26 protein-coding genes and 1 pseudogene are annotated in these 26,854 nt (G+C 52.1%); 15 read left to right on the top strand and 12 right to left on the bottom strand.

All coding sequences use genetic code 11. The features are described from left to right. The first annotated feature begins 1 nt into the window (after position 1). The 4 genes from HF685_RS08320 to HF685_RS08305 all read left to right on the top strand — a co-directional run bounded on the left by HF685_RS08320 (position 2) and on the right by HF685_RS08305 (position 4,323). The gene (locus HF685_RS08320) at positions 2–1,648 is read left to right on the top strand and encodes an alkaline phosphatase D family protein (RefSeq protein WP_168819231.1); all 1,647 of its coding nucleotides are present in this window, start codon (positions 2–4) and stop codon (positions 1,646–1,648) included. A 100-nt stretch (positions 1,649–1,748) separates the two neighbouring features. Further along, entirely contained in the window at positions 1,749–2,927 is a 1,179-nt protein-coding gene (locus HF685_RS08315; protein WP_168819229.1) for an LL-diaminopimelate aminotransferase, read from the top strand. Positions 2,928–3,297: 370 nt separating this feature from the next. Then, positions 3,298–3,900: a TetR/AcrR family transcriptional regulator gene (locus HF685_RS08310; protein WP_168819227.1), complete on the top strand. Its 603-nt coding sequence runs from the start codon at positions 3,298–3,300 to the stop codon at positions 3,898–3,900. A 156-nt stretch (positions 3,901–4,056) separates the two neighbouring features. Continuing rightward, complete coding sequence (locus HF685_RS08305) at positions 4,057–4,323, top strand: hypothetical protein (RefSeq protein ID WP_211051068.1); 267 nt, start codon at positions 4,057–4,059, stop codon at positions 4,321–4,323. Here HF685_RS08305 and HF685_RS08300 read toward each other — a convergent pair. From HF685_RS08300 to HF685_RS08290, 3 genes are all read right to left on the bottom strand, one after another. Then, positions 4,320–4,559, bottom strand: coding sequence for a hypothetical protein (locus tag HF685_RS08300; RefSeq protein WP_168819223.1), 240 nt, complete (start codon positions 4,557–4,559; stop codon positions 4,320–4,322). The two genes, HF685_RS08305 and HF685_RS08300, sit on opposite strands and share 4 nt — an antisense overlap. 468 nt (positions 4,560–5,027) lie before the next feature. After that, positions 5,028–6,119 carry a LysR family transcriptional regulator gene (locus HF685_RS08295; protein ID WP_246218551.1) on the bottom strand — a complete coding sequence of 364 codons (1,092 nt, stop codon included), beginning with the start codon at positions 6,117–6,119 and terminating at the stop codon, positions 5,028–5,030. Next, positions 6,005–6,825, bottom strand: a protein-coding gene (locus tag HF685_RS08290) for an IS5 family transposase (protein ID WP_168819218.1) whose coding sequence is annotated in 2 segments (ribosomal slippage) — positions 6,005–6,465 and positions 6,465–6,825 — 822 coding nt in all. Because the reading frame shifts where the segments join, the coding sequence is not laid out codon by codon here. Before HF685_RS08290 ends, HF685_RS08295 begins: the two co-directional genes overlap by 115 nt. 451 nt (positions 6,826–7,276) lie before the next feature. On the opposite strand from HF685_RS08290, the gene HF685_RS08285 reads away from it, so the two are divergent. After that, entirely contained in the window at positions 7,277–7,765 is a 489-nt protein-coding gene (locus HF685_RS08285) for a helix-turn-helix domain-containing protein (protein WP_168819216.1), read from the top strand. A gap of 17 nt (positions 7,766–7,782) precedes the next feature. On the opposite strand, the gene HF685_RS08280 is transcribed toward HF685_RS08285, so the two are convergent. Then, complete coding sequence (locus HF685_RS08280) at positions 7,783–7,944, bottom strand: hypothetical protein (protein ID WP_168819214.1); 162 nt, start codon at positions 7,942–7,944, stop codon at positions 7,783–7,785. Positions 7,945–8,493: 549 nt separating this feature from the next. After that, a complete protein-coding gene (locus HF685_RS08275) occupies positions 8,494–8,643 on the bottom strand; it encodes a hypothetical protein (RefSeq protein ID WP_168819212.1) in 150 nt (49 codons plus the stop codon). 71 nt (positions 8,644–8,714) lie between these two features. On the opposite strand from HF685_RS08275, the gene HF685_RS08270 reads away from it, so the two are divergent. Together HF685_RS08270 and HF685_RS08265 are read left to right on the top strand one after the other, a co-directional pair. Next, on the top strand, positions 8,715–9,335 hold the full coding sequence (locus HF685_RS08270) for a 2-hydroxychromene-2-carboxylate isomerase (protein WP_168819210.1): 621 nt from the start codon (positions 8,715–8,717) through the stop codon (positions 9,333–9,335). A gap of 116 nt (positions 9,336–9,451) precedes the next feature. Then, positions 9,452–10,273 carry a crotonase/enoyl-CoA hydratase family protein gene (locus HF685_RS08265; RefSeq protein ID WP_168819208.1) on the top strand — a complete coding sequence of 274 codons (822 nt, stop codon included), beginning with the start codon at positions 9,452–9,454 and terminating at the stop codon, positions 10,271–10,273. Here the strand turns inward: HF685_RS08265 and HF685_RS08260 are convergent. Beyond that, a complete protein-coding gene (locus HF685_RS08260; RefSeq protein ID WP_168819206.1) occupies positions 10,270–10,704 on the bottom strand; it encodes an acyl-CoA thioesterase in 435 nt (144 codons plus the stop codon). The genes HF685_RS08265 and HF685_RS08260 overlap by 4 nt on opposite strands. 7 nt (positions 10,705–10,711) lie before the next feature. Next, complete coding sequence (locus HF685_RS08255; protein WP_168819204.1) at positions 10,712–12,136, bottom strand: spinster family MFS transporter; 1,425 nt, start codon at positions 12,134–12,136, stop codon at positions 10,712–10,714. 350 nt (positions 12,137–12,486) lie between these two features. On the opposite strand from HF685_RS08255, the gene HF685_RS08250 reads away from it, so the two are divergent. The 8 genes from HF685_RS08250 to HF685_RS08215 all read left to right on the top strand — a co-directional run bounded on the left by HF685_RS08250 (position 12,487) and on the right by HF685_RS08215 (position 20,225). After that, positions 12,487–13,023 (top strand): helix-turn-helix transcriptional regulator, encoded by a 537-nt coding sequence (locus HF685_RS08250; RefSeq protein WP_168819202.1) that lies wholly within the window; start codon positions 12,487–12,489, stop codon positions 13,021–13,023. 85 nt (positions 13,024–13,108) lie between these two features. After that, positions 13,109–13,468, top strand: a complete 360-nt coding sequence (locus tag HF685_RS08245) for a hypothetical protein (protein ID WP_168819200.1) — start codon at positions 13,109–13,111, stop codon at positions 13,466–13,468. Positions 13,469–13,535: 67 nt separating this feature from the next. Next, positions 13,536–13,979, top strand: a complete 444-nt coding sequence (locus HF685_RS08240) for a hypothetical protein (protein ID WP_168819198.1) — start codon at positions 13,536–13,538, stop codon at positions 13,977–13,979. Between the two features lie 92 nt (positions 13,980–14,071). Then, on the top strand, positions 14,072–15,496 hold the full coding sequence (locus tag HF685_RS08235) for a glycosyl transferase family protein (RefSeq protein ID WP_168819196.1): 1,425 nt from the start codon (positions 14,072–14,074) through the stop codon (positions 15,494–15,496). Positions 15,497–15,843: 347 nt separating this feature from the next. Continuing rightward, positions 15,844–16,668: a hypothetical protein gene (locus HF685_RS08230; RefSeq protein WP_168819194.1), complete on the top strand. Its 825-nt coding sequence runs from the start codon at positions 15,844–15,846 to the stop codon at positions 16,666–16,668. A gap of 49 nt (positions 16,669–16,717) precedes the next feature. After that, complete coding sequence (locus tag HF685_RS08225; protein ID WP_168819192.1) at positions 16,718–17,632, top strand: sulfite exporter TauE/SafE family protein; 915 nt, start codon at positions 16,718–16,720, stop codon at positions 17,630–17,632. Continuing rightward, a complete protein-coding gene (locus HF685_RS08220; RefSeq protein WP_168819190.1) occupies positions 17,629–18,402 on the top strand; it encodes a TIGR02186 family protein in 774 nt (257 codons plus the stop codon). Before HF685_RS08225 ends, HF685_RS08220 begins: the two co-directional genes overlap by 4 nt. 125 nt (positions 18,403–18,527) lie before the next feature. Continuing rightward, a complete protein-coding gene (locus HF685_RS08215) occupies positions 18,528–20,225 on the top strand; it encodes an ATP-binding protein (RefSeq protein ID WP_168819188.1) in 1,698 nt (565 codons plus the stop codon). Positions 20,226–20,319: 94 nt separating this feature from the next. Here the strand turns inward: HF685_RS08215 and HF685_RS16350 are convergent. From HF685_RS16350 to HF685_RS08190, 5 genes and pseudogenes are all read right to left on the bottom strand, one after another. Further along, positions 20,320–23,350 (bottom strand): annotated as a pseudogene (locus HF685_RS16350) (valine--tRNA ligase). 135 nt (positions 23,351–23,485) lie between these two features. Next, entirely contained in the window at positions 23,486–24,157 is a 672-nt protein-coding gene (locus tag HF685_RS08200; RefSeq protein ID WP_168819186.1) for an enoyl-CoA hydratase/isomerase family protein, read from the bottom strand. Then, entirely contained in the window at positions 24,157–25,272 is a 1,116-nt protein-coding gene (locus HF685_RS16640) for a prolyl oligopeptidase family serine peptidase (protein WP_343040037.1), read from the bottom strand. Before HF685_RS16640 ends, HF685_RS08200 begins: the two co-directional genes overlap by 1 nt. A gap of 206 nt (positions 25,273–25,478) precedes the next feature. Then, positions 25,479–26,180, bottom strand: coding sequence for a TolB family protein (locus HF685_RS16635; RefSeq protein ID WP_343040035.1), 702 nt, complete (start codon positions 26,178–26,180; stop codon positions 25,479–25,481). A 138-nt stretch (positions 26,181–26,318) separates the two neighbouring features. Continuing rightward, complete coding sequence (locus tag HF685_RS08190; protein ID WP_168819184.1) at positions 26,319–26,813, bottom strand: DUF2497 domain-containing protein; 495 nt, start codon at positions 26,811–26,813, stop codon at positions 26,319–26,321. Between the last annotated feature and the right edge of the window lie 41 nt (positions 26,814–26,854).

Genomic DNA, 26,854 nt, shown 5'->3' with positions numbered 1-26,854 from the left:
TATGACCATCAATATTGATCGCCGCCTGCTGATTCAGCTGGGCACATTTGGCCTTGGTGCCGTCGCGGCAAGCGTATCGACATCGGCGGCTTCCGCGATATCTGGTGGCAAGGGTTTCTCGCACGGCGTTGCCAGCGGTGAACCTTCCCAAAACTCCGTGCTGCTGTGGACCCGATATACGGGCGCAGAAGGCGCGAAGCTGGCGGTTGAAATATCCGCCGATGCAGACTTCACTGCTGCTGATCCGGTTGGCGAGGTTGCGGTATCAGCCGCGCGGGATTTTACGGCGAAATTTGTGGTCGACGATTTGCAGCCGAACCAATGGTATTTCTTTCGTTTTGTCGCGCCCGATGGCAGCAAGTCAGCCGTCGGCCGCACCCGCACTTTGCCCGAAGGCAAGACGGAAAAATTCAACATCGGCGTGGTCGGTTGTTCCAATATGCCGTTCGGCTATTTCAATGCCTATGCCCATGCCGCGCAGAATAATGGTCTCGATCTGGTCGTCCATACGGGTGATTATCTTTATGAATATGGACCGGGTATCTATCCGCCAAAGAAATCGGAAATCGCGGGTCGTGTCCCGGGCCCCGCGCACGAAATAATTCAACTGGCCGATTACCGCCTGCGCTATGCTGCCTATCGCAAGGACCCGGATCTCCAGCGCCTGCATCAGGTGCTGCCGATGATTGCGATGTGGGATGACCATGAATTTGCCAATGATGCTTATAAAGACGGCGCAGAAAACCACTCTCCCGAAACCGAAGGCGACTGGGAGGTCCGCAAACGGGTGGCCGAGCAGGTGTACCGGGAATGGATGCCGGTTTCTGATCGCGCAGCTGCCGATCCACTTTATGCCAAATATGAAATCGGTGATTTGGCGACTTTGTTCCTCACCGAAAGCCGGATTGGCGGGCGCGATAAACCGGCTGAACTGGAAGCGGCGCTGAAAGGCAAAGCGGATATCGCAGGGGCCCTCAAAGAGTTTCGTGACGGCGAGTGGCAGGATCCCTCGCGGCAAATGCTCGGCGCGGCGCAGGAAAAATGGCTGGGCGAAGCCATGAAAAAATCGGTGGCGAATGGCACGAAATGGCAAGTGATGGCGCAACAGTGCGTTATGGGCGAGCTTCATCTGCCGCAGGATGCTGCGAGCTGGGTGGCAGCCGATGCGCCCGCCATTGCAAAAGCACGTGTGGCCATCGGGGCGCTGGCAGCCCGCACCGGCCTGCCACTGAATTTTGACAGTTGGGATGGCTATCCGCAGGCCCGCGAGCGGCTTTTGAAAGGCGCGCAGGAAGCAGACGCTAATCTGGTCGTGCTGTCAGGCGATAGTCACAATGCATGGGCCTTCGATCTGCAAACCGCAGATGGTGCAGCTGGGGTGGAATTTGCCGGACAAAGCGTCACCTCACCGGGCTTTGAGGCTTATACTGCCGGTGTTGCCCCCGCTACAGTGGCCAAGGCGGTGATTGAAACCAACAATCAGCTGCAATGGGCCGATACCGAGCATCGCGGTTATATGACCGTCTCGCTAACGCCCGAAAAAGCCACCTCGACATGGCATTTTCTTGACACTATCCGGCAGAAATCAATCGCTCTGAGCGGCGAGAAAAGCCAGACGGTTCTAAGAGGCGCGAATAAGCTGGGCTAGCCTTTCCCGGCCTTCGTTGGAGCACAGTAACTCTCGACATTCGAACTAAAATTTCGCAAAGCGTTCGTCCCTTATAACTTAACGCTAGAAACGACCGATAATGTCCGAAGAATTTTACCGCATTAAACGCCTGCCGCCTTACGTATTCGCTGAAGTGAACGCGATGAAGGCGGAAGCGCGAGCGCGTGGTGAAGATATTATTGATCTCGGAATGGGCAATCCGGACGGAATGCCCGCGCAGCATGTGATCGACAAGCTGTCGGAGGTTGCGAACAATCCGACGGCGCATCGCTACAGCGCCTCGAAGGGTATCAAGGGTCTCCGCAAGGCGCAGGCGGCTTATTACAAGCGCCGTTTTAACGTCGATCTCGATATGGACAGCGAGGTGATTGTTACGCTCGGTTCCAAAGAGGGGCTCGCCAATCTCGCTCAAGCCATCACGGCGCCCGGCGATGTCGTACTTGCGCCCAACCCATCCTACCCGATTCATACCTTCGGGTTTATCATTGCCGGTGCCGCGATCCGTTCGATCCCGGCCGCGCCCGGACCGGATTTCTTCACCCGGCTCGAATATGCGATGAGCTATACCGTGCCCAAGCCTTCGGTGCTGGTCATGGGTTATCCGAGCAACCCGACCGCCTATGTTGCCGATCTCGATTTCTACCAAAAGGTCGTCGATTTCGCGAAAGAACATAAGCTGTGGGTGATCAGTGATCTGGCCTATGCCGAGATATATTTCGGCGAAACGCCGACACCTTCGATGCTGCAAATTGACGGTGCGAAGGATTGTGTCGTCGAATTTACCAGCATGTCGAAAACCTATTCCATGCCCGGCTGGCGGATGGGCTTTGCGGTGGGTAACCAGAAACTGATCGGCGCGCTGACCCGGGTGAAAAGCTATCTCGATTACGGCGCATTCACGCCCATTCAGGTCGCGGCAACAGCAGCGCTCAACGGCCCGCAGGATATTATCGCCGACAACCGCGCTCTCTATAAACACCGCCGCGATGTCATGGTCGAAAGCTTTGGCCGCGCCGGATGGGATATTCCGTCTCCAGAAGCCAGCATGTTCGCATGGGCACCGATCCCTGAACAATTTAAGAAACTGGGCTCAATGGAATTTTCCAAGCAACTCATTGCCAAGGCAGGGGTCGCAGTAGCGCCCGGCACTGGCTTTGGCGATGAAGGTGAAGGCTATGTGCGGCTGGCGCTGGTCGAGAATGAACAGCGCATCCGGCAGGCGGCGCGGAGCATCAAGAAGTTTTTGGGGAAGGGGTAGAAGAGCGGAAGTTCGTTTCCGTATTGGGGGTGAGGAAGGCAAAAAGGCTAGCTATCGTTTCGAGCGCAACAGGAGACACGACAAATTCAACAGCAGCCAGTCAACTTCCGCCCCAACAGCGGCCATTGAGACGTTAACTTGAATTGCCTGAGAACGGAAGTTCAACTCAAGTTTGATGCGGCGTGCAACGATTGAACAACTTATTATCTTACCTAAACTTGCCAATATTGATTTAGCGAGTGTCGCGTTCGAGCCACTTGCAAATTACAAATTATAGTGTTGACTAAAATGTAGTTATCACTAAGCGTCTACATCTATCGACCGGAACATGGGGGCATGATCTATCAAATTTACTGACAACAATTCAAACATGTTGAAAAAGCCATTGCAGGAACGCGCAGTAAAAACGCGCAATCTATTTCTCGATACGGCGGGCCAATTACTAGCAGAAGTTGGTTTTGATAAACTCACGACCAACCTCATCTGTGAGCGGGCTGGTCTTACGCCGCCTGCTCTCTACCATTATTTTTCAAACAAATACGAGGTCGTTGAAGAACTTGGTAATCGGCTGTCAGCTGAGCAAGATGTGATTATATACAAATGGATGCAAACCCAAGATGCATTCCCTTTTCCACCTGTTCAAATTGCTGCGTTGTTAAACGCTCTCCATGAACACAGCCTCAAGCAACCCAATGCAGAACGGATATACGCTACTTTGAGAGGTATGAAGCAAACACGTGATAACCCACTATTCACAATGCAGAACGTGAGTAAATCATGTGCCGAGTGGTTATCAAAAATCCTACCGGAAATAGACCCAGAATTGATAATAATTCGGGTTCGAATTGTAATTCAAGCCATGTTTGGTGTTCACACGATGCTGCTTGAAAATCCGGAAATGGATGCAGAAAAAACAAATGAAGAAACCGCAGAAATGCTGGGAGCATTTATCGGAAACTTAACAAACAAGTAGAAATAAGTTGAGAAATCAAGCGATGAAAAATCTGGAACAAATAAGGTCCGAACTTATCCGTTTGCGGGAAATAGAGCAAATCAAACGGGATGTGTTGGGGAGCCTTATACCGATCTCGGCAATGTGATATTTCAGATCCTCAGCGAGATTTATCTTATGAAGATTGAGAATGCTGATTTTTCGGGACATGATCTAGCACAAGCGATGTTTTTGCCTGAGTCATTGACCAAGAGATTCATCGCGGTTTTAGAAGCGGAAGGTTATGTAGAAATTTCCGCAAAGGCTCAAAGTGGGCTGGGTCGACATTTGGAACTTACGGCACTTGGAACGTTGAAAGTGGAACAAATTATTTCTGAAAGCGTAGATACATCCTCGCAAGAAATGAAATCTCAAGACGCAAGCGCATTTTTTGCTCAAAGTTAGGTAGAGGGAACGATACGCTCTGACAATATTAAGATCGCTTCGTCAACGCGCAACGCTGCAATCTCACAACCTTGCGTTTCATCGAGCTTGATTAGTAAAATTTTCAATTTTTCGATGATGTTTTGAACACCATCATCCTCGGCACCAATTGGCCCATTATTCTCGTTTGTGGAGACCACGATTTCGCTTCGACCTTTTTTTTGAATAGTAGCATTGGAAACTAACGCTGGCAACACCAGACGCCAATAGCTTCGGCTGAAGCATTAATGCCATCCAAAACGTTCCCTAGGGGGATCTTAATCCCGCACGCTGCTTTAATTATTGTGTTATTCGGAGCCGTCAATTTAGCCGATATTCTCCGGCTTTTTTTGCGACGCAGCCCATAATGGGCTCTACTGACTGGCCCGGATCGCCAACTGCAAACTGCACTAGAGATGGCTGAGTGTATATCTCCGCACGCAGGCCACATAGCATCCCCTCACTACCAAGGCAGCTAGCGGTGCGGCGCCCCTGTTTTTATCGATCATGGCTTGTGACAAATTAAATCCGGGCGGACTCACAATTTATGTGCAGCATGTAAGAATGTGGAAATGAAGTAAACGGAAACCGGCGTATATGGCGTAAATTCGAACAATTGATCGTTCGTTGCCACCGCGCAATCAGTCAATAATCTCACCTGCACGCATGATATTCTGGGATTCAAGTCAGGCTCTACTATCGTCACTTCGGTTGATGCTGCCTGCCACATGAAGCGAGCAACTCTTCAAAATTGTTCGAAATTGGACATGTCGGTCAATATCGTCGTTTCGGCGATGCCAGATCAATGTCCATTCAATTGGTGGAAACTCAATAGGTGGTTTGAAAACCTCAATTGTAATCAAAGCTTCTAGCATCTTGGCAAAACTTCTTGGCACGAGAGCTATGCAGTGTGTCTGGGTGATCGCGGAGGGCAATGCAGCATAGCTGGAAAAACGGATGATATCATTCTGCACAAAGTTATTAGCAACTAGAAATGCCTGTTCCATTGAGATATTCTTATCGGCGTCGATTTCAAAGCTGGCGTGAGGGTAGTTGAGATAATCTTCCTCTGAAAGATTTCTCAACAATGCGCCTTCGTCTTTATGTCCAACCCCAATCAAATCTTCCGAAAATAAGAGTTCAGAGTTGATCAACTTCAAAGCACTCACGTTGACACCGCTACTTAAAATAACGAACTTGGGCGCGATAACGTAATCAATTTCTCCACTAACTAGCTGTTGAGCAGAGTGCCCGCCTGCACTAAGGAATTGCGGCAATATATCGAGATCCTCCCCCATTAACAATTTGCTAAGCGGACCACCCAATGTCGCCATGATATGATCATTGGTGGCAATTTTTAACACAGTCTGCTGCCGCAATGGACTTTCCTCGATGGGTGCTATTATGTCGTGTAGAGTAGAAAGCGCATCCTCAAGTGGAGACAATATGCTTTCGGCTCTTGGTGTAAGTTTCATTGAGCCTTTTGACCGAATAACGAGTTCATCATCAAAATGAAGTCGGAGTTGCTTCAATGCTGCGCTTAACGCAGGCTGTGAAACGCCCAGCGCTGTTGCAGCTTTACCAACGCTACCGTGCCTGAGTATTTCTCGTAGAATAGGAAGCGAGTTAAGAGTCTGACCGATAATTATTCTATTTAATATCATTATCTTGCGATACGTCTCGTGAGGAGTTGGACGGAGGCCATGAAGATCCATGCCGTTGCCGAAGCGATAGATTGCTCGAAGTCCTTGGCAAGGCGGCGGTTGCGGTTCAACCATGCGAAAGTGCGTTCGACGACCCATCGGCGGGGGAGAACGATGAAGCCTTTTGCGCGATCTGACCGTTTGATAATCTCGATGGTCCAGTCGCCGATTTTTGTCAGTGCCTTTCTGAGCTTGTCGCCTGCATAGCCGCCATCGGCGAAGACATGACGCAGCCACGGGAAGGTGGAACGGATGTTGGCGAGCACAAGCGGCGCGCCATCGCGGTCTTGTATGTCGGCGCTGTGGATGACGGCATGAACCAGAAAGCCATTGGTATCGGTAATGATATGGCGCTTTCTGCCTTTGGTCTTCTTGCCCGCGTCATAGCCGCGTATCCCGCCGCTTTCTGTCGTTTTGACCGCTGGCTATCGATGACACCAGCGCTGGGCGAGGCTTCACTGCCTTGCGCTATTCGCGCATCCTGGATCAGGTAATGGTTGATCCGCGCCCATGTGCCATCGTCGCGCCAGAGGTAAAAATAGTGCTGCACCGTGGTTGCTGGGGGAAAGCCCGGTGGCATCATCCGCCAAGGCAGGCCGCCGCGCAGCATATACAGCATTGCCTCAACGATCCGCCGCATCGGCCATTTGCGCGGGCGGCCAACATGACAAGGGCGGGGCAGAAACGGTTCAAGCAAAGCCCATTCCCCATCGGTTAAATCACTTGGCAAACGCTGCTCTTTGCGGGCATGTTGCATGCGGGTGGTATCAGTCCACATCATCGGTCCTTTGCGAAGTTTTGTCACTTGCGTTGAATCAATGACCTGGGAATGCGTCAAGCTAAACCGCTGATACCACTCAACTTAGTTTTCGGTCAGACACTAAGATTGAATGCTCGAAGGCTTTTTTTACCATCCATTCCATGATCTCATTGTATTATTATTCATGACGGCACGCAGTTCGATATTCTCTACTTTATATAACCAAAATTGAAGGACGTATATAAGATAACAAAATTGGACGGAATAATCGATCTGTCTTAGGAAAAATAAATCTCGAAGTTAACTCGGGTCGCAATTTGACAGTTACCATCAATGCATCGGCATTTTTGGAAACTGCTAGTGATTAGCGGGGTGTTGGGGCTTCACGGCACCTCGCTAATTCAAAGGTTGAAAGCACTCATATTACCAATTTTCGCAAAAGAATAGACCCAACAAAATGTGAGGTTAAATCGTGCTAGACAAAGATTTCCTGCAAGATGAACCAGACGAATTGGGCCGCGCTCCGACTGAGGACGCAACCCAACATCTAGTTGAATATATTGCTGGCATGGAGCGAAATTCGAAAAAGCTGGCAAGCCATCGAATTCGGGAAAAATCTAAATTAGATCTGGCATTAATTGCCAAACGAGTTGAGCGATTCCATCAAATCAAGGCAAAAATTTTGGGGGATGAACTGTCAGTTTTGGGTGAGCCGGTGTGGAAAATCTTGATCCAGCTGGTCATCGCGACTGATGAAGATACGAATTTATCTGTTGCGGACATTTCCAGTCGGATATCACTCCCAGAAACCACTGCACTTCGTTATTTGAATATACTTGAGAGTAAAGGCTACATATTCAGGCCGCCGCACAAGGCAGGCCATTTCGATAGTCACTTGCGCCTGACGAAACAGGGGCATTCTATAATCAGCGATGCCCTGATTGCACTCAACGCATTTTAGAGCAATTTTCAAATGAACTAGGCATCTTGTGCCCATTTGCCTTCTGAATCGCTTTCGGACAAAGCGCTTATTGCTTCAGCAACTTTGATCGCTGCAATGGGCTGTTGCAACTCATCCAGCTGAGATAGTATTTTACAAAGAGTTTCCGAAATTTCTTGAATTTTATCGCTTTGGTTCATTTTCCTGCCTCGATGAGATTCTAGCCGTCAATTCGAAAGAAACTATGGATTGGTTACAATAGGCCGATCAACTTGCATGGTTAACGGCTAGAATCAGCGAGGCTTAATATCAAGACTCGATGTGATTCCGAGTAAGCAAATTATGGCTCACGTCGGATTAGACAATGATCAAGGCCGCGTTTACTGCTCGAAAGCAGACGGACTGGAATCCACCCAATTGTTGCCTTCAAACACCGCCAAAGCCAGCGTCCGCTTGCGAAATGAAACCGCCTTCCCCGGTCAGATTCCATAGTTCTTGCGATCAAGACATTTTAGTTTAAAAACCTCTGTCCTACATCCCGCAATCCATGCCATGGTCGCCGCATGAACCATCCAAACTCTCCGTTTTCACGCGCTTCCCGATGTCGGATCAAATGTTGGTAACGCTTCTTGCAACGCGCGCGGGTGCGCGCACGTACAGGGCTAAACTTCCTAAACTTTGTAATAAAATTTCCTGCAGGAGCCGGAAAAACTTTTGCTTTAGGGGGTGTGACCTTGCTTGACCCTGTGTCATAGTCTGCGCTGGCCACCGAGATCGCGCACAGTAAACGGCGCAATCCGGGTGGCAATTTTGGCAAGTTTGAAATGAAGGTAGAGTTCGACAACCGTATATTGCATCGTCATTGCGAGCGTAGCGCGGCAATCCAGAGCGTCGCTCACAACCGTTCTGGATTGCCGCGTCGCCGCGAAACAAGTTAGGGCCTCCTCGCAATGACGCCAAAGGATAACACATGACCAAAAAAATAGAATTTTTCTTCGATCTTTCATCGCCCTGGACCCGGCTGGCGTTTCACAATGTCCAGCCGATCATTGCGGAGAATGACGCGGAGATTGTCTGGCGGGCTTTCCTGGTTGGCGGGGTGTTTAACGCGGTGAACCAGACGGTTTACGCCGCCCGCGAAAATCCGGACAATATCAAATTTGTGCACAGCTTTCGCGTGCTCAAGGATTGGGCGAAGCTGGCCGGGGTGCCGATGAACTTTCCGAGCGAGCATCATCCGGTGAAGTCGGTCCATGCGATGCGGGTGTGTTGCGCGCTGGAGGATGATCAGGCCGCGCTACACAAATTCGCAACCGCTGCGTTCAATGCCTATTATTCCGACCAGCGCAATCTCGATGATCCCGCTGTGCTAATTGCCATTGCCAATGAAGAGGGTCTGGATGGGCAGGCGCTGGCGGCGCAAACGCAGGATCAGGCGATCAAGGACCGGTTGCGCGCCAATACCGAGGAAGCGATTGCGCGCGGTGCTTATGGGTCGCCGAGTATATTTGTGCCGTTTGAAGGTGGCGAGCGCATGTATTTTGGAAATGACCAGTTGCCGCTTGTTAACTGGGCGATTAAACAGGGGTGAGAAACCCGCCGTCATTGCGAGGAGCGCAGTGACGCGGCAATCCAGAGTTGTTACGAGCGACGCTCTGGATTGCTTCGCTATGCTCGCAATGACGAAAATTTAAAAGGAAGCAAAAAATGTCAGAACGCGTCACCATCAAGGTGGAAAACCACATTGCCGATGTCCGGTTCAACCGCCCGGAGAAAATGAACGCTCTTGATGGCGACCAAATCGATGCAATTGTCGAGGCTGGTGAAAAACTCTCAGCAATGGAAGGCATCCGTGCGATCGTCCTGTCCGGCGAAGGTAAAGCCTTTTGCGCGGGTCTGGATATGGCAAATTTTGCGGCCTCCGCTGCTGCAGCATCGGATGACGGTGATGGTGATAAATCCCCGTTGACCAAAACTCTCGTGGAACGCACCCACGGCAATGCCAATAAGTTTCAGCATATTGTGCTACTATGGCGAAAGCTAAAAGCACCCGTCATCGCGGCGGTTCACGGGCCTTGCATCGGCGGCGGCCTGCAATTTGCCAGCGCCGCAGACATTCGTGTCGTTGCGCCGGATGCGAAAATGTCGATCATGGAAATGCGCTGGGGGCTGATCCCGGACATGGGCAGCTACACCACATGGCGCAGCTTTGTTCGCGATGATATTTTGCGCGAGCTCACCTATACCAATCGGATATTTTCCGGCGAAGAAGGCAAGGAACTTGGCTTTGTGACGCACCTGTCGGATGACCCCCATGCCAAGGCGATGGAGATAGCAACCGAGATTGCCAGCAAGCACCCGCAAGCGGTGCAGCTCGCCAAGGCGCTGATCAACAAGCTGCCCGATATGAACGAAGATGCAATCCTGATGATGGAATCCGAAGGTCAGGACAAGGTCAGCCGGACACCCAATCAAGTCGAGGCGGTCTATGCTTTCATGCAGAAACGTGCCCCGAATTTTGTGGACTAACTTGTCGTCCGCATCGCTTCGAGTGCCGCAACCACTTCTTTACGCAACGGCTTGCCTTCGCCATCGGTGCGGCAGACGATGACGCCATCGCAGGTCGCGAGACATTTGCCGTTCTGGAACATCGCTTGGGAAATAACATAGCTTGATGTGCCGATATGACTGACGCCCGAGCAGACGGTCACATCATCAGGAAACAGCCCTTCGCGCAGATAATTGATCGTTACGGATGCGATCATGCTGCGTTCGTTTTTTGGTCGGTCCGCCCAAGGACGCAGGTTGCGGTTCAGGCGAACCCGGGCATTTTCAAACATCGAGGCGAAAGCGACATTGTTGAGATGCCGGTTCGGATCAATATCCTGAAACCGCGTAGGTGTGAGCAGCGATACCGGATAATTATCCGGGTCCAGTTGCCAGGGTTCGGGCCGCGCCATCTCGCTCTCAGTTCATTTTGGCGACAAGATCTTGCTGCAAGGTTTTGCAGGCGTAGATGTACATTGCGCCAGCTACCAAGAATATCGATACGATATAAATTATCGCCCATCTTAAGCCTTCTGCACTGGCGGTCATGCAAGCAGCGGCTTTGGCTTGTCCCAACGCTGTGATCAATTCCTCTGGCTTGCCCTTGCAAATTGCGCCGGTAAGTTCACCCCCGAATTGGGACGCTGCCAGGTTGCTTTGCATCAATATGTCGCTCACCAGGCCCATGAATAAAGGCCCCAAACCGTAGCCGATGAGATTTACCACAAACAGGAAAAGCGCCACCGCTGTCGCCCGAGACCTGGCGCTGGCGACACCTTGACAGATCGTATATTGGGCACCGAGATAACTGTAATGAAGAAATGCGCCGACGATTAACACGACAAGCGCAAACGGAACGCTTTCGGTTGTGAAGCCTATCCAGTATAGCGGCACACACGCGATCAACATCACGCCGGGCAGCCAGGCCACTGCGTTGGGATATTTTTCGCTCAGTTTTTCTGTCATATATCCCGTCGCAAATGCACCCAGTGAGGCCGCCAAACCAAGAGGGACAGCAATTTGTAGCGCAACATCGGAGATCGACATGCCATGTGCGCGCTGGAAGAATGCAACCTGAAAGTTGCTGATGCCATAACCTACAAAGGCAACCAGAGAGGCAGCGAACATATTGATCCAAAAACTCCGCTTGGCAGAAACTTCTTTGATCGTCTGCGCGAGATTTGCTTTTTCAACCTTGGTTGCTGTCGGCGGATCGGCATAGCCGCGGGGCGGCTCCTTGACGGTCCAAAGAAATACGAGCCCGAAAAAGACGCCAGGAATGCCCAGCGCCAAGAAAGCTTCCCGCCATGAAAACCACTCGGTTATTGGTCCGCCAAATGCATTGGCCAGCACGCCGCCCAATGTAATGCCCATCGTATAGATCGCAATGGCTCTTGCCCTGCTGCGCGGTGGATAATAGTCCGCGATAATCGAATTTGCCGCAGGCGTTAGCCCTGCTTCGCCAATCCCAACGCCGATCCGGAACACCAACAACGCCAGAAAACTGCCGGCGATGCCGCATAATGCTGTCATTAACGACCATAGAATAACACTTGCCGCAATAATTCGTACCCGATTCATATGTTCGGCTAGTCGTGCAATCGGGATTCCCATGAGTGTATACATGAGCGCAAAACCGAAGCCGGATAGCAGGCCGAATTGCCAATCCTGCAATTTGAATTCTTCAATGATCGGCTGGGCAACGACGCCGATCAGGATACGATCGATAAAATTCAATGTGTAAAGGACGGTAAGAGATATAAGCACATAGTTGCGGTAACCACTGGTCCCAAAAGGTTGGCCAGTATTGGTTAGCGGAGCTGTTTCAGCTTGCGATGCGCTCATATAAAATCCTCACCCGATTTCTAGCGTGATGGCGTGATCGGATAAGCAAGTCCAGCATCCATTGCAGAGAATTTCCATTTTTCGATTTTCCTCGCAACGCTGCCATTTCCAATTCAGCACGAATTTGCAATTCAGTTTCCCGATTTTACATCTTTCTGCTAGGGGTATCGACATCGATAGTCTGTGGGCCTTTGGGGAATATTGATTTGTGATTACAAATAATGGGGGAATATCAATCGCTGCAGGAGCGATTCTGCCAGTTATAGCAAGCTTGCGATATGGAGGTGGTTTGCCGCGAAATTGTCGCGCCATTCAACTGTATGCAAATTTGCTGCGCGATATTATTCAAAATGGTCAAAGATAGTTTTGATAAACTTAATGACGGCCAGCGGCATTGTCTGCGACTGGTTCTTGCCCACTTGAATTCGAAGGAAATTGGCCGGGAACTTGATATATCTCCACATACTGTAGACCAGCGACTGCGCGAATCGCTCCGTATTTTGGAATGCAACACCCGCTTCGAAGCGGCACGAAAATTTGCAGAATATGAAGGTGCAGAACCCTATCAACCGTTGATATATCAATCACCGGATGTTGAGAAAACCCGAGAATCATCCATTTTGGGCGGGTCAGCCAATCTGGCAAAGGAAATCGAGAATAATCTGATTGCTGGTGCTTCAAATGTCGAAAATGGCGCAGCCGCGCTCGTATTTGAAAAACCACAGACCAGAAACTACCGGCTTCCTTTTCCGCGCTACCGCGGCGAGAAAAATGAACTGGGTTCAGTCGAACGACTGGGATGGGTCATCGTTTTCGCAATCGGTTCTGCAATCTCATTTGGCGGGCTACTAGCGGGGCTGGAAGCATTGTCCCGGCTGGCAGGGTAATTCCCTCGACAGCTACGGTGCTTCCGATCCATTAAATATTGTCAAAAAAAACGTGGAATCATCGATTCCCGCGAAAGGACCAATCATGCTTAAACAACGCAGAGTCGCCGCACAGCAACTGACCGACAGACTCTTTGAAACGGAAAGTGCAATTGATGTCGCAATTCAGAAAATGGCGGATTTAGAAGGCTTTATGCCAGTTACCCGGAAGAATGCCAATCTTTCAGCCGTCGTCGGGCAAGATGCCGTGTTGCAAGCCGGCCAGACTTTAACGGCGCTTATACCGGCGCGAAGCGAGATTGTCGCAACGCATAATTGTCTGGCCGTTGCGCGAGACCAAATTGGCTCGCGGGAAATGGGGATGGGTAGTGATAACGGCAAGCCGCCGCTGCATGCAAGACACGGGAATGAACCTGTTGTGGCTTTGGTGACTGAAGCAGCATAGGAAACGCCCGCTGGCCAGGTGTGTACTGAGCGCTGTAAGACTATTCTTGAAGCTTTGGATATAGAACATGATTTCTTCCCAATATCTGCCATTTTTCTACTATGGATTCCTCATCATTGTTTGTGGATACGCCATCAAACGCGGGCACCGGGAGGAATATATTGGTGCGGCGATCATGTTTGCTGGGTCTGTCGCAACCGGAATAGTCGCCAGAGTTTTCGGGACCGCCTGGTCTCACAGGGAATATGGAATACTGGGTGTTGATTTGCTCGCTTTGCTTGCACTGATCTATGTGATGATCCGCTCCGATCGTTTTTGGCCAATATGGGCGACCGCATTTCACTTACTCGCCGTTACGATTCATGTGGCGATGATGGTGGCTCCTGAAATCACGCCATGGGCTTTTGCAACCGGGGCTGGGTTTTGGGCTTATCCAATGCTGTTGGCCTTGGCGATTGGTACCAATGAATATGTCCGGCCAGATGAGATAAACCATATTCCATCCGGTTAGGCCGCTCCGGCTGCCTGCTTCGCTTGCTCTCAACAACATAAACTAAACCAGATATTGGGGATGCCACTCCAGTATTTGCTGGAGTGCGCCTGATGATGATCGAATTTGCTCTGCTTTTTCTGGATGGTTTGCATAAAGAATTACTGTTCTTTGCCAGCATCTGTTTCCTCCTTGGTTCCATCGATGATACGATATTCGACGCACTGTGGATCGGCCATAAGCTGAAGCGAAAATTATTTGTCTATCCGAAGCATCAGCGCGCGACGGTAGAATCATTGACGTTCTCAAGTAAAAGCGAAGCTTTGGCGGTTTTCGTGCCGGCCTGGCAAGAAGCAGATGTTATCGGCGCGATGCTCCAGCGCTGTCTCCGTCAATGGACTTATACATATTACCGGATTTACGTGGGCTGTTACCCCAATGATCCAGCAACGATTGCGGCAGTCGCGGCGGCAGTTGGCGGTTCCGATAAAGTGAGATTGGTGGTTTGTGAAGAACATGGGCCAACATCAAAAGCTGATTGTCTGAACCGCTTGTGGAAGGCTCTGTGTAAGGACGAGATTGTCGAGTCTAAAACTTATGGTGCGATTATTTTGCATGATGCTGAGGATATCGTCCATCCTGAAGCTCTGAAATTGTTCGGCCATCTCACTGGACGCGCTTCATTGGTGCAGATACCTGTCATCCCAAGGCGCGCTCTTAAATCCCGCTGGATCGCGGGCCATTACGGAGACGAATTTGCTGAGTTACACGCCAAGCAAATGGTATTGCGTGAGGCGCTAGGCGTATCTTTGCCATCTGCCGGTGTCGGTTGCGCATTTGCCCGAAGCGCGCTGGCCAGAGTTTCCATCCGGACGCGCGGCAAGCCGTTTGATGCAGCCAGCATGACCGAAGATTACGAGCTTGGATTGAAGTTGACCGGCGCAGGTGGACGCGGGATTTTTGCACGACTGAAAGATCGTCAGGGTCAATTGGTAGCTACACAAGAATTCTTCCCCGACAATTTGGACGATGCAGTGCGCCAAAAGGCAAGATGGATGGCCGGAATTGCGCTGATGGGTTGGGATCGGCTGGGATGGAAGTCATGCTGGCGAGAAAACTGGATGCGTTTACGAGATCGCAAAGCCAGTTTCGCTGCAATCATACTGGCGCTCGCCTATGCAGCTATCGTTTTAACGGGATTGCTCTGGATTTGCAGCGCTGCCGGTTTTTACCAGATGCAGCCGATTTCGACGTCGCTGAAGATTATGCTTTCGGCAAACGTAATTTTTCTAGCTTGGCGATTGGCAATCAAAAGCTATTTCGTATTCTCATTATATGGCTTTCGAGAAGCACTATTATCTGTCCCCCGAACGCTGGTTGCCAACATCATCAACATAATGGCGGCAAGGCTAGCACTGGCACAATATATCGGGAGTCTCTCCGGAACGCCAATTCGTTGGGATAAAACCAGTCATTTTTATCCTGAACTTAGCGAAATCCAACAACTGAAAACGGCAACGCAGTCCAGTAGAGAATGACCGAGGGCAACTATCCAGAAAATGCCTATTCGGATAAGGGAAGCGATCAAAATGGCGCTCCGCTAAAAGCGCTACTTGTTATTTTGGTTTGTTGGATACTCGGTCGGATTATTTGGGAAAACATGATGCCTGCAATTGTTCCGCCCGTCGGCCAAGCTGCTATGATGGTGGATGAACTGGTTCCAATCCCGCTTGGGTCATTCACAAAAGTACAAAGCAAAAACCTGACTGCCTCTGAAAACCGTCACATACGGTCCTTTGGTAGGACGATTGTAGAATATCCACATCAGATATATGCAGGCCCGGCTCCCTCCAAACTGTCAACTTCATTAGCCACAATTACCACCATGAGTTCGGAACCCGTGAAAATCTTGGCCACTTCTTTCGTGTTGGTGGATGCCACGAAGGTGCAGGTTATTGATTATCGCGCTAGCAAGGGTGACCGGTTGGGGGCTGTAACAGCAAATCTTGAGCGCAAGTATTCGGAAACAAAAAGGTTATCGGGCTATTTTTGGCTATTTGCCCGCCCACATGACGATGGCACCGCAAACAGTGGCTTCCCAACCCTCGGCCAGTTTGCAGGCAGCCAATTTGGTGCACAATATGGAGGGAGTCAGCTGGGCGCAATATTGACCTACCGACTTACCGGCCAATCAGATCGCGGCGCAACTGTGTTTGGCAGAGTGACCTCGGCCATCCACTCTTCCGGGCAGGAAGAAGCCGCACTAGGTGTCCGGATCAAGCCAGCATCGACAATTCCGGTGGCGCTCTATGCAGAGCACCGGTTGGGTTTTGCCAATGGTGATAATCGCGGTACAGCCGCTTATCTGGCTGGTGGTTTCGGCCCTCAAGAGATTGCCGGCGGGGTGCAGCTCGAAACTTACGGACAGGCAGGCTATAAATTTGGGCCTGCGGCGTCCTATTTTTTCGATGGCTCTGCAACGCTACAGAAAAATATACTGGCAGGTTCCGGCACCAGAATCTCGGTAGGCGGAGGGTTATGGACAGGGGGACAAAAAGGGACGTCACGCCTTGATGTTGGACCCCGCGCCAGTTTCGATCTGCCAATTGGGGGCAGCCGTGCTCGTGTTTTTGTGGACTGGCGGCAGCGTATTGACGGTGATGCTGCGCCCGATTCCGGATTAGCCTTAACCCTGACGACAGGATTTTAACGTCAAGTCTCTTTATCCGGTGGGCAAAAGAGATTAGTCCATTGGAGTAATGGATATTTACCTCCCTATCGCGAATTTGTCGGTCAATGCCTTTGTCATTGTTTTGCTCGGCGGTCTGGTGGGTATCTTGTCCGGGATGTTTGGCGTTGGTGGCGGGTTTCTGACGACGCCTTTGCTTATATTTTACGGCATACCGCCGACCGTGGCCGCCGCGTCTGCTTCTACTCAGGTTACGGGTGCCAGCATTTCCGGGGTCGCCGCCCATATGCGACGGAAGGGTGTCGATTTCCGCATGGGTACTGTTTTGGTCGTTGGCGGTATTTTTGGGACTTTCATAGGCACTGGCCTGTTTCAGATTCTCCAGCGATGGGGCCAGATCGATACCGTTATTAATGTACTCTACGTGCTAATGCTGAGCAGCATCGGTGGGCTGATGGCCAAAGAATCCTGGGGCAGTGTCAAGGCCTTGCGTGCCGGTAAGCCAATGCCCGCACGCAAAAGGCGGCATCATCCTTTGGTCGCGAATTTGCCAATGCGTTGGCGCTTTTACCGTTCGGGACTTTATATTTCTCCGATTGCCCCTTTCATTCTGGGGCTGCTCACTGGCATCCTGACGATGTTGCTTGGTGTTGGTGGCGGGTTCATCATGGTTCCTGCAATGCTGTATCTGCTGGGCATGGGCGCGCAAGTGGTGGTTGGTACCTCACTATTTCAAATACTTTTTGTGACCATTGCCTCCACCATGATGCACAGCATGACGACGCGAGCGGTTGATATTGTACTCGCTGCGTTGCTCTTGATCGGCAGTGTAACCGGAGCGCAACTGGGCGCAAAATTCGCGCAGCGGATGCGACCAGAATATTTGCGACTTTCACTGGCCGTCATGGTCCTGTTGGTTGCTGTTAGAATGGCATTGGGTTTAGGGTTTGAACCCGATGAAATCTATACGGTTCAGCCGCTATGAATGGACTGGTTTCATATATTTCCAAGGTGGGCTTTTGCTTGGCTGCGTTTATTCTATTGCTGGGAAATACACCGGTTCTGGTTCCAGATGTATCGCAGGACAAGATTAGCATCAAAGGTGATTTTACCGGCGCGCAGTTGCTGCTGTTCGGGGCTATTACCTATCCGCCTGGTACCCGCAACCAGGAACGTGCAGATATCGTGGTGGTTCTCAAGGGCCCGACGCAGTCGATTGTGCTGCGGGAAAAACAGAATGTAGCTGGCATCTGGATCAATGCGGCCAGCAGCGAGTTTCGCTCCGCGCCAGGATTTTATGCGGTTGCATCGTCTCGGCCAATAGAGACCATCGTCGATAACAAGACGGCCGATATTTATGAACTCGGTCTCGATCATCTGCAATTGTCACCCGCAGGTGCAATTGACAGCAAGGAACTTGGCCGGTTTACTGACGGTCTGGTTGATCTGAATTCGCGCGGCCAGCTTTACAAAAGCCTGCCCAACCAGGTCGAGATAACCAATTCTGTATTATATAAAGCTCGGATCAATTTGCCCGCCAGCGTGCCTGTCGGCGACTATTCCGCCGAAACCTTCCTGATTATAGACGGTCGGGTCGAGGCCGCCGAAATAAAAGACATCACTATAGAGAAGATCGGCATGGGCCGCTTCTTCACTAACCTGTCGCAGGAATATGGCTTTATCTATGGTCTATTGGCTGTGTTTCTTTCCGTGTCTCTGGGTTGGGCAGCGGGATATGCATTCCGCAAACTGTGAATGCCAAAAGCCGTTCTGAAACCGGTCGCATTGTTAATCACGCTTTCCCTGCTTTGGTAAGCATTCCTTAACCATGATTGCCTAGTTTCCTGATTGATTAACCAAAACAGGATTAGACCAGCATCATGTCAGACATGGGTTCACATAATTTCCCCGCAGCAAGGCCGCTTCCCGTTGTCACGCCAACGCCCTCTACCGACGGATCACAAACGCCCAAACGCGCAGAAGGCCACAAGATTGGTGAAGTCGTCGAGATAGCAGGTTCCGGTTCCAAGGTGATATTGGATGTGAATATTCTTGGCAGTTTGCTCGAACATGCTGATCCTACAGTACAAATGGCCGGGCAAGTTGGTAGCCAGATTAAAATCCGCGTGGGACAAACATGGTTGCTGGCAAACATCAGAACGCAAAAACTGCATGACACCCATGCTGGCGTTATCGTCGCGGCTGTCGACTTCCTCGGCGAGGGTGATGAAGAGCGGCTCACCGGGCACATCTATAATTTCCGCCGTGGCGTTACACGTTACCCGACACCCGGTTCGGTTGTCTATGCTGTCACAACCGCTGATTTGAAGCAGGTTTACGCCTCCGATGGTCGGGCAAATATTGAAATTGGCACGGTCTATCCTACTGATGATATTCGTGGCGCTCTTTATGTCGATGCCATGCTCGGCAAGCATTTCGCGCTGCTGGGTTCTACCGGTACGGGTAAATCGACCTCGGCTGCACTAATCCTCCACAGGATTTGCGATCTCGCGCCGGAAGGCCATATTATCATGATTGACCCGCATGGTGAATATTCTGCTGCGTTTAAAGGCAACGGCAAAGTGTTTGATGTGAACAACCTCAACCTGCCCTATTGGTTGATGAACTTCCGCGAGCATTGCGAGGTTTTCGTCCAATCGACCGGCGATGAAAAGCAGATGGATTGTGATATTCTCGCCAAATGTCTTCTAGCGGCCAAAGGAAAGAGCCAGGCCGCTGCCGGCGTTGCCAAACTTACTGTAGACTCGCCAGTGCCCTATTTGCTGTCCGACCTCACCACCATCATTCAAAATGAAATGGGCAAGCTTGACAAGGCCACCAACACGGCTCCGTTCATGCGGTTAAAATCCAAAATCGACGAGATTAAGTCCGATCCACGCTATGCCTTCATGTTCTCGGGCATGCTGGTTGGCGATACGATGGCCGCGTTTCTGACCAAGATTTTCCGCCTGCCCGCTGAAGGCAAGCCGATTTCGATTATTGATGTTTCAGCCATGCCATCGGAGATTACTCCCACAGTGGTTGCCGTGCTTAGCAGACTGGTATTTGACTATGCGATCTGGGCCAAAAGCGAACCCAAGCGGCCCATGCTGCTGGTCTGTGAAGAGGCTCACCGCTATATCCCCAACGACAATATTGCCGGCGAAAGCAGTGTCCGCGATATTTTGAGCCGGATTGCCAAGGAAGGCCGTAAATACGGCGTGTCGCTGGGCCTGATTACGCAGCGGCCATCGGATTTGGCCGAAGGCGTCCTGTCACAATGTGGTACCATCCTCTCGATGCGTCTGAACAATGACCGCGACCAAGCCTTTGTGAAAGCGGCGATGCCTGAAGGTGCGCGCGGGTTTCTTGATTCCATCCCTGCGCTGCGTAACCGCGAGGTTATCTGCTGCGGTGAGGGTGTCGCCATTCCCATCCGTGTGTCGCTCGATACACTAGCCGAAGAACGCCGCCCGGCGTCCGAAGATCCGCTCTTCTCCGAACTGTGGCGCGAGCATGGCGGCGAGGAAGAGATTATCCAGCGGGTTATCAAACGCTGGAGAAGCCAGGGGCGGTAACGGCTCCAAAGTTTGTCAAAGTTTGGGCCAAGGAAGCCTTTGAAACCGGCAATGTAGGAAAATCCGTCAGGTTTTTCCTACATTGCATATTTCGCTATCCGAGGCGTGTAATAGCCGCCTGCAAACGCTCGGCTTCAGCCTCTTTGTCCGCCAGATCAGCGCGGGCTTTTTCGACCGCTTCCGGTTTGGCTTTTTCGACAAAATTCGGATTGCCAAGGCGTCCTGAAAGTGATTTCGCTTCCTTCAGTGAGGCTTCCAACGCTTTATTGAGACGCGTTTTTTCTGCTTCAAAATCAACAGCACCAGCAAGTGGCAGAATATAAGTCGCGCCGTCCACGACGATCTGTGCCGTTGCACCTTCAGGAGCCGGATCAAAAGAGAAGCTCTCCAGTCGACCGACGCGATCTAGCGCTGCCTTCTGGCGTTCTATCCGATCTGCCAAACCGTCGCCGCCATCGCGAACGTGGGCGGACATTTTGGTGCCGGGCGGTATGTTGAGCTCCACCTTGGCGGCGCGCGTTGCTGAGATCAGGCGAATGAGCCAATCGACTTCTGATTTCGCATCTTTATCAATCGCTGCCTTAGGCTCCGGCCATTTGGCGACGATCAGATCGTAATTGCGGCCTTCTTCGCCAGCCATGCTGTGCCAGAGCTCTTCGGTAATGAACGGCATGAACGGGTGCAGCATGACGATAATCTGGTCGAGTACCCAGCCTGCGACAATGCGGGTTTCATCTGCCCCGCTGGCATCATCACCCTGCAATACAGGCTTGATAAGCTCCAGATACCAGTCGCAGAACCGGTCCCAAGTGAAGTGATAAATCGTGTTCGCCGCCGCATCGAATCTCAGGTCCGCCAGCGCCTTGTCGAGCGCTTGCTGCGTTTCCACAACCTCCGAAATAATCCAGCGGTTTACGGGTAGGGTGGCGTCGGGCGCGGCCAGCGTTGCGCTCGCGCCAATGCCGTTGGCCTCGCAAAAACGCGACGCATTCCAGAGCTTGGTCGCGAAGTTGCGATAGCCTTCGACGCGCTTGTCATCCATCTTGATGTCACGCCCCTGGCTTTCCATCGCCGCCATGAAGAAGCGCAATGCATCGGCGCCATATTGGTCAATCAATCCCAGCGGATCGACGACATTGCCCTTCGACTTGGACATTTTCGAGCCATCTTCAGCGCGGACCAGCCCGTGCAGATAGAGCCGTTTCCACGGCACTTCGCCCATCATCTTGATCCCCTGCATCGCCATCCGCGCATCCCAGAAGAACAGGATATCAAAACCGGAGATCAGCAGGTCATTGGGGTAGTGGCGGGCAAGGTCGGAACCGGGTTTTGGCCTGCTTAAGCCCCTCCCCTTCAGGGGAGGGGTTGGGGTGGGGGTTGTAGTCTTGCCGCTTTGCTCATTTTTCTCAGGAGATGGCGTTTGGCCGACAGTCCCCACCCCGGCCCCTCCCTGAAGGGGAGGGGAGAGGTTCAAGATCTTGGGGCCAGCCGAGTGTGCCGAAAGGCCAGAGCGCGGAGGAGAACCATGTGTCGAGAACGTCTTGATCCCTGTAAAGTGAAACGCATTCTCGTTGCCGATTAGCTGCTTCTCTCGATAACTTATCAAAATCTGGGTCCGCTTTGTCGATTATTTTTGCGTCATCAGCGCCGTATCTTGCTTTTGCCATTTCGATTGCTTCTTCAGCTGAATTAGCAACAAATATTTCACCTTGCAGAGTATCACCGGACGGATATGCGAGCGTATCGCCATGCATTATTGCAGGCCCAAACCAAGCCGGAATCCGGTGTCCCCACCAAAGCTGGCGAGATACACACCACGGCTGGATATTCTCCATCCAGTTAAAGTACGTCTTCTCCCAAGTCTTCGGGACAATCTCAATCGCGCCTGACTTCACAGCCTCAATAGCAGGCTGGGCGAGCGTTTCCGCATCAACATACCATTGGTCGGTCAGCCACGGCTCAATCACTACGCCGCCGCGATCACCGAAAGGCGTTGCGATGGTGCGAGGTTCAGCATCGTGCTCAACTAATTCGCCATCCTTGTTTTTTGTTACATGTGGGATGAGCAGGCCCAGCTCTTTCAATTGCTTGATCACCAGTTCGCGCGCGCCATCCACGCCGTCCTTCTTAAAGCGATGCAGCCCGATATATTCTTCCGGCACCAGTCCATCCGCCGTCTGGCAAACATTCGCTTCGCCATCGAGCATATTGAGCATGTCGCCAGCGGCAAAACCGGCGCGCTTGCCAACTTCGAAATCGTTGAAGTCATGGCCCGGCGTAATTTTCACCGCGCCGGAACCCAGTTCAGGGTCTGCGTGCTCATCGGCAACGATTGCTACGCGCCGTCCAGTTATCGGTAGTTCAACAAACTTACCAATGACGCTCTTGTAACGCTCATCACTCGGATGCACCGCAACCGCCATATCGGCGAGCATTGTTTCGGGCCGCGTCGTCGCAACTTCGATATAATCACGGCCCCGAAAATCAGGATGGTCTAACGTGACACCATCGGCCAGCGGATATTTGAAGTGCCAGAAGCTGCCTTTGGTATCGACAGTCTCAACTTCCAGATCGGAAATGGCCGTTTTTAGCGCCGGATCCCAGTTGACCAGACGCTTGTCGCGGTAAATCAGACCGTCATTATACAGATCGACAAACACCTTGAGCACGGCTTCGTTCATGCCCGGATCCATCGTAAAGCGCTCGTTTGACCAGTCCATTGAACAGCCCAGACGGCGCAGCTGTCCGGTAATCGTACCGCCGCTTTCCTCTTTCCACTCCCAGACTTTTTCGACAAATTCTTCGCGGGTGAAGTCGGTGCGCTTTTGCTGGCGCTCGTTCATCTGACGCTCGACCACCATCTGCGTGGCGATACCGGCATGGTCCATGCCCACGACCCACAGCGCGTCCTTGCCCTTCATCCGTTCGTGGCGGATGATTATGTCCTGCAGCGTATTATCCAGTGCGTGGCCGATATGCAGCGATCCGGTCACATTGGGCGGCGGGTTGACGATGGTAAACGGCTCCGCTTCCTTGCGTTCAGGGCGGAACAGGCCCTTGGTTTCCCAATGCTCATACCAGCGCGCTTCAATGGCGGCGGGATCGAAATTTTTGTCTAATGTCATGGGGTGGTCTTTGGCATTGGATTGTTAGGGAGACAACACCCTATTCGTCATTGCGAGCGTAGCGAAGCAATCCAGAGCGTCGCCCCCTGCCGCTCTGGATTGCCGCGTCGCTTCGCTCCTCGCAATGACGGTGTTCTAATTATCCAATATCCCATCAATCTCGGCATTGGCCTTCGCCCGCAATTGCCGTTTACAAGCCCTGAACCCCGGTTGGGCCGCCAGTTCTTTCGCCTTCGCGACTGATTTGTCGATCAGATCATCCGGCATAACCGTGGCTTCGACCAGCCCGGCACCAATGGCTTCATTGGGCGTGAGCAACATGCTCGAAAGCGCCAACCGCCGCCGCCAGCTCGGTTCCAGCCAGTGATCCAGCACCGCTTGCGGCACCGGAGGAAAGGGCAATCCCGCCTTGGCTTCGGGCAGTCCGATCTTGTAATGTCCGGTGGCGGCATAGATCCAGTCCGCACAAAGCATCATGATCCCGCCAGCACCAATCGAATTGCCATTTACCGCGCAAACCAGCGGGCAGGGCAGGCGGTGGAGCGCCGCGATCAGATTATTGACGCCGTCCCGCGCGCGTTTCTGGCCTGCTTCATCCAGCGATGCAGCGACTTTCGTGTCCATCCCGCAGGTGAAATGTTCGCCCGCTCCGGTAAGAACAATGCCGCCTTTGGGAGGGTTTTTGGCCAGTTCTTGCAGCGCCGTTACACCTTCCTCAAGCAAGTCGGGATTGAGCGTATTGCGCTCGCCATTGGTCAGCGTGATGATGATCGTGCCATCGCGATCTTCGGTCGGGAAATAGGTCATTAGTCTTCGCCCTCTTGACCGCCCACAGCCGTCCATTTCTTCATCCAGTCAAACACCGCCTTGTGCCACTGCACGCTGTTCTTGCCTTTCAGCACCCAGTGGTTTTCATCCGGGAAAATTAGCAATTTTGACGGAACTTCATTCTCTTGCAGCACATTAAACGCCATCAGGCTTTGCGTGTAAGGAATACGGAAATCCTTTTCGCCGTGAATGACCAGCGTCGGTGTTTTCCATTTTTCGATGTGGTTGACCGGGTTCCATTTTTCCGGATTGGGGCGTTTCGTCCATGTTCCGCCATGATCCCACTGGTCGAACCATAGCTCTTCAGTAGAAAGCGCCATGCTGCGCAGATCAAACACGCCGGCATGGTTGATGATGCAGTCAAAACGGTCGGGCCAATTGCCCGCGATCCAGTTCATCATATAGCCGCCGTAGGAGGCACCGAGCGCACACGCCCGTTCGCCATCGATCTGCTTGTCGATCTTGAGCGCAGCTTCAAAGCCAAGTTTGAGGTCTTCCAGCGGTTTGCCGCCCCAATCCTGATTGATGCTGTCGGTGAAAGCCTGACCATATCCAGTTGATCCATGAAAATCGATGGTGACAACGGCAAAGCCCTGGCTCGCCATGACTTTCGGGTTCCAGCGGGTTGACCAGCTATCGCCAAAGCTGCCCTGCGGTCCGCCGTGGACGAGAAACGCCATCGGGAGCCTGCCGGTAACCCCGGCGGGTTTGATAATTTGTCCCCAGACCTGATCGCCATTGGCACCTTTGAAATCGAAGCGTTGAATGTCAACCTTGTCGATTTCTGCCAGTTCCTTGCCGTTCATATTGGTAAGCTGGGTGACGCTACCATCCGACGCACGACGATAGAGATCACTCGGTGCCTGCAGGCTGTTCATAGAGTAGATGATCGAGCCGTCTTTCAGCGGGATAACGCCACCCACATTGCCTTCACCCGTCAGCCGCTTCACTGCTCCGGTTTCCACATCCACCTCGAACGCCGGATGATCGAGCACCTCCTGCGCGGTTACGATCAGTTTCATGCTATCCGGTGTCCACGCGATGGAACCGACCGAGCGGTCCCAGTCACCGGTCAGGACCCGTGTCGTTTCCATATTTTTGCCAAAGAGTTTAGCGACCATCCGGTCCGCTTCATACCCGGGCCTCTCCATCGCGGCCCAGGCGAAAAGCTCGTCATTGGGCGCAAAAGCGGGCAAGTTGTCAGTACCATCGCCATTGCCGGGCAGCGGTTTTGGTTCACCGGAATCTGCCTCGACGCCGTAAATATCAAGGTCGGTGGATTTGGGTTCATTGCGGTCGGCTATACGGAGCGAAAAAGCCAGACCCTTGCCATCGGCGGTCCAGCTAATCTCCTCGCCTCCGCCAAATGGCTTCGAGGGCTGTCGCCGACCAGATTACCGTCCATAGCGATACCGACACCGCTGAGTTTGCCATCCTTTAATTCAAACGTAAAAATCCGGCTGTAGTTGCCCGGCGTTTCCCAACTGGACCAGTGACGAACAAAGCCATCATCGCCGCTATATTCGCGACCGGTACCCGGACCGGGTTCTGCGCGGTTGCCGTCTCCGCCATTTTCTTCGTCACATCCAAATGTCGGGCAATTCTTGGCAATATCGCCCCAGACTGCAATTTTCTCACCAGCTGGTGAGAGCTTGAAGCCCGCAATATTGGTTTTGAGATCGCTAGCTTGGACGGGTGTCCCGGATTTGCCATCTGAAGAAATATTCACATTCCAAAGCTGCTCCGATCCGCTGGCATCGGAAAGAAAGTAGAGTGTCTTGCTGTCCGGTGAAAAAGCCGGATCATGCTCGCTCGCATTCGCCTGATCGGCAATGCGAACTGGTGCTGCGCTGGTCTTGGTCAAGTCCAGCAAATATAGCGCCGTGGCGCGTTCATAGCTCTCCGGATCGGTTTCGGTAACTTGAAATGCGGTCCAGCGTTCATCAGGGGACACTGCCGGAGAACCGACGCGTTTCAAAGTCGCCAAATCTTCCGCCGTCATTGGGCGGGCAGAAGCTTGAGAAGTGGAAATAGCAGTGCCCGCCAGGAGGAGGGCAGCAAAAGTAGCGTTACAAATATTTTTCATGTTAGCGGTCTAGCACGACCGAAGATCAAATCAATCGGACAGTTTTCAAGCCCGCTATTTATCGCTTAGTCGCTGGATTTCTCGCGCAACAAGTTCTTCCACGAGGCTCGGCAGATTCTGATCCAGCCACTGTTTTACCATCGGTCGCATCAGTTCGCGGGTCAGGTCTTCCAGAGACGTGCCACCCGCTGCCTTGATGTTCGATAGTTTGTCAACCTTGTCGATGGCGACCAGTGCGGAGAGGGACTGCCGCATGCTATCGAGTTTTTGATCGTCGATAAGCCGCTCTTCAGAACGGCGGTCACCAAATACGCCGCGGGCTGATGATGGTGTATTTTCAGCCAGCTCGTCGGTAAGCTCGAGCACTTCATCGGTGTCGTCCTGCTGAGTATCAGCAGAAATATCGGGTACAGCTTGTAGCGCAGGCTTTGTGCTGCGCGGCCTGCGGGGTTCAGAGCGATCAATCGCGACTGACTTGTCTTCGGCAATGATCCGCTTAATCGAGGACAATATTTCCTCCATCGAAGAATCCCTATTCTGTTCGGCCATAGTCAAACCCCCAAAACTCTGCCCTATCGACTGTTCCGGCC

Origin of the sequence: Parasphingorhabdus halotolerans, from assembly GCF_012516475.1 — a bacterium.
Taxonomy (GTDB): Bacteria; Pseudomonadota; Alphaproteobacteria; order Sphingomonadales; family Sphingomonadaceae; genus Parasphingorhabdus; species Parasphingorhabdus halotolerans.
The sequence above is the reverse complement of the archived record's forward strand: the minus strand, read 5'-3'. Positions and strand labels throughout refer to the sequence as shown.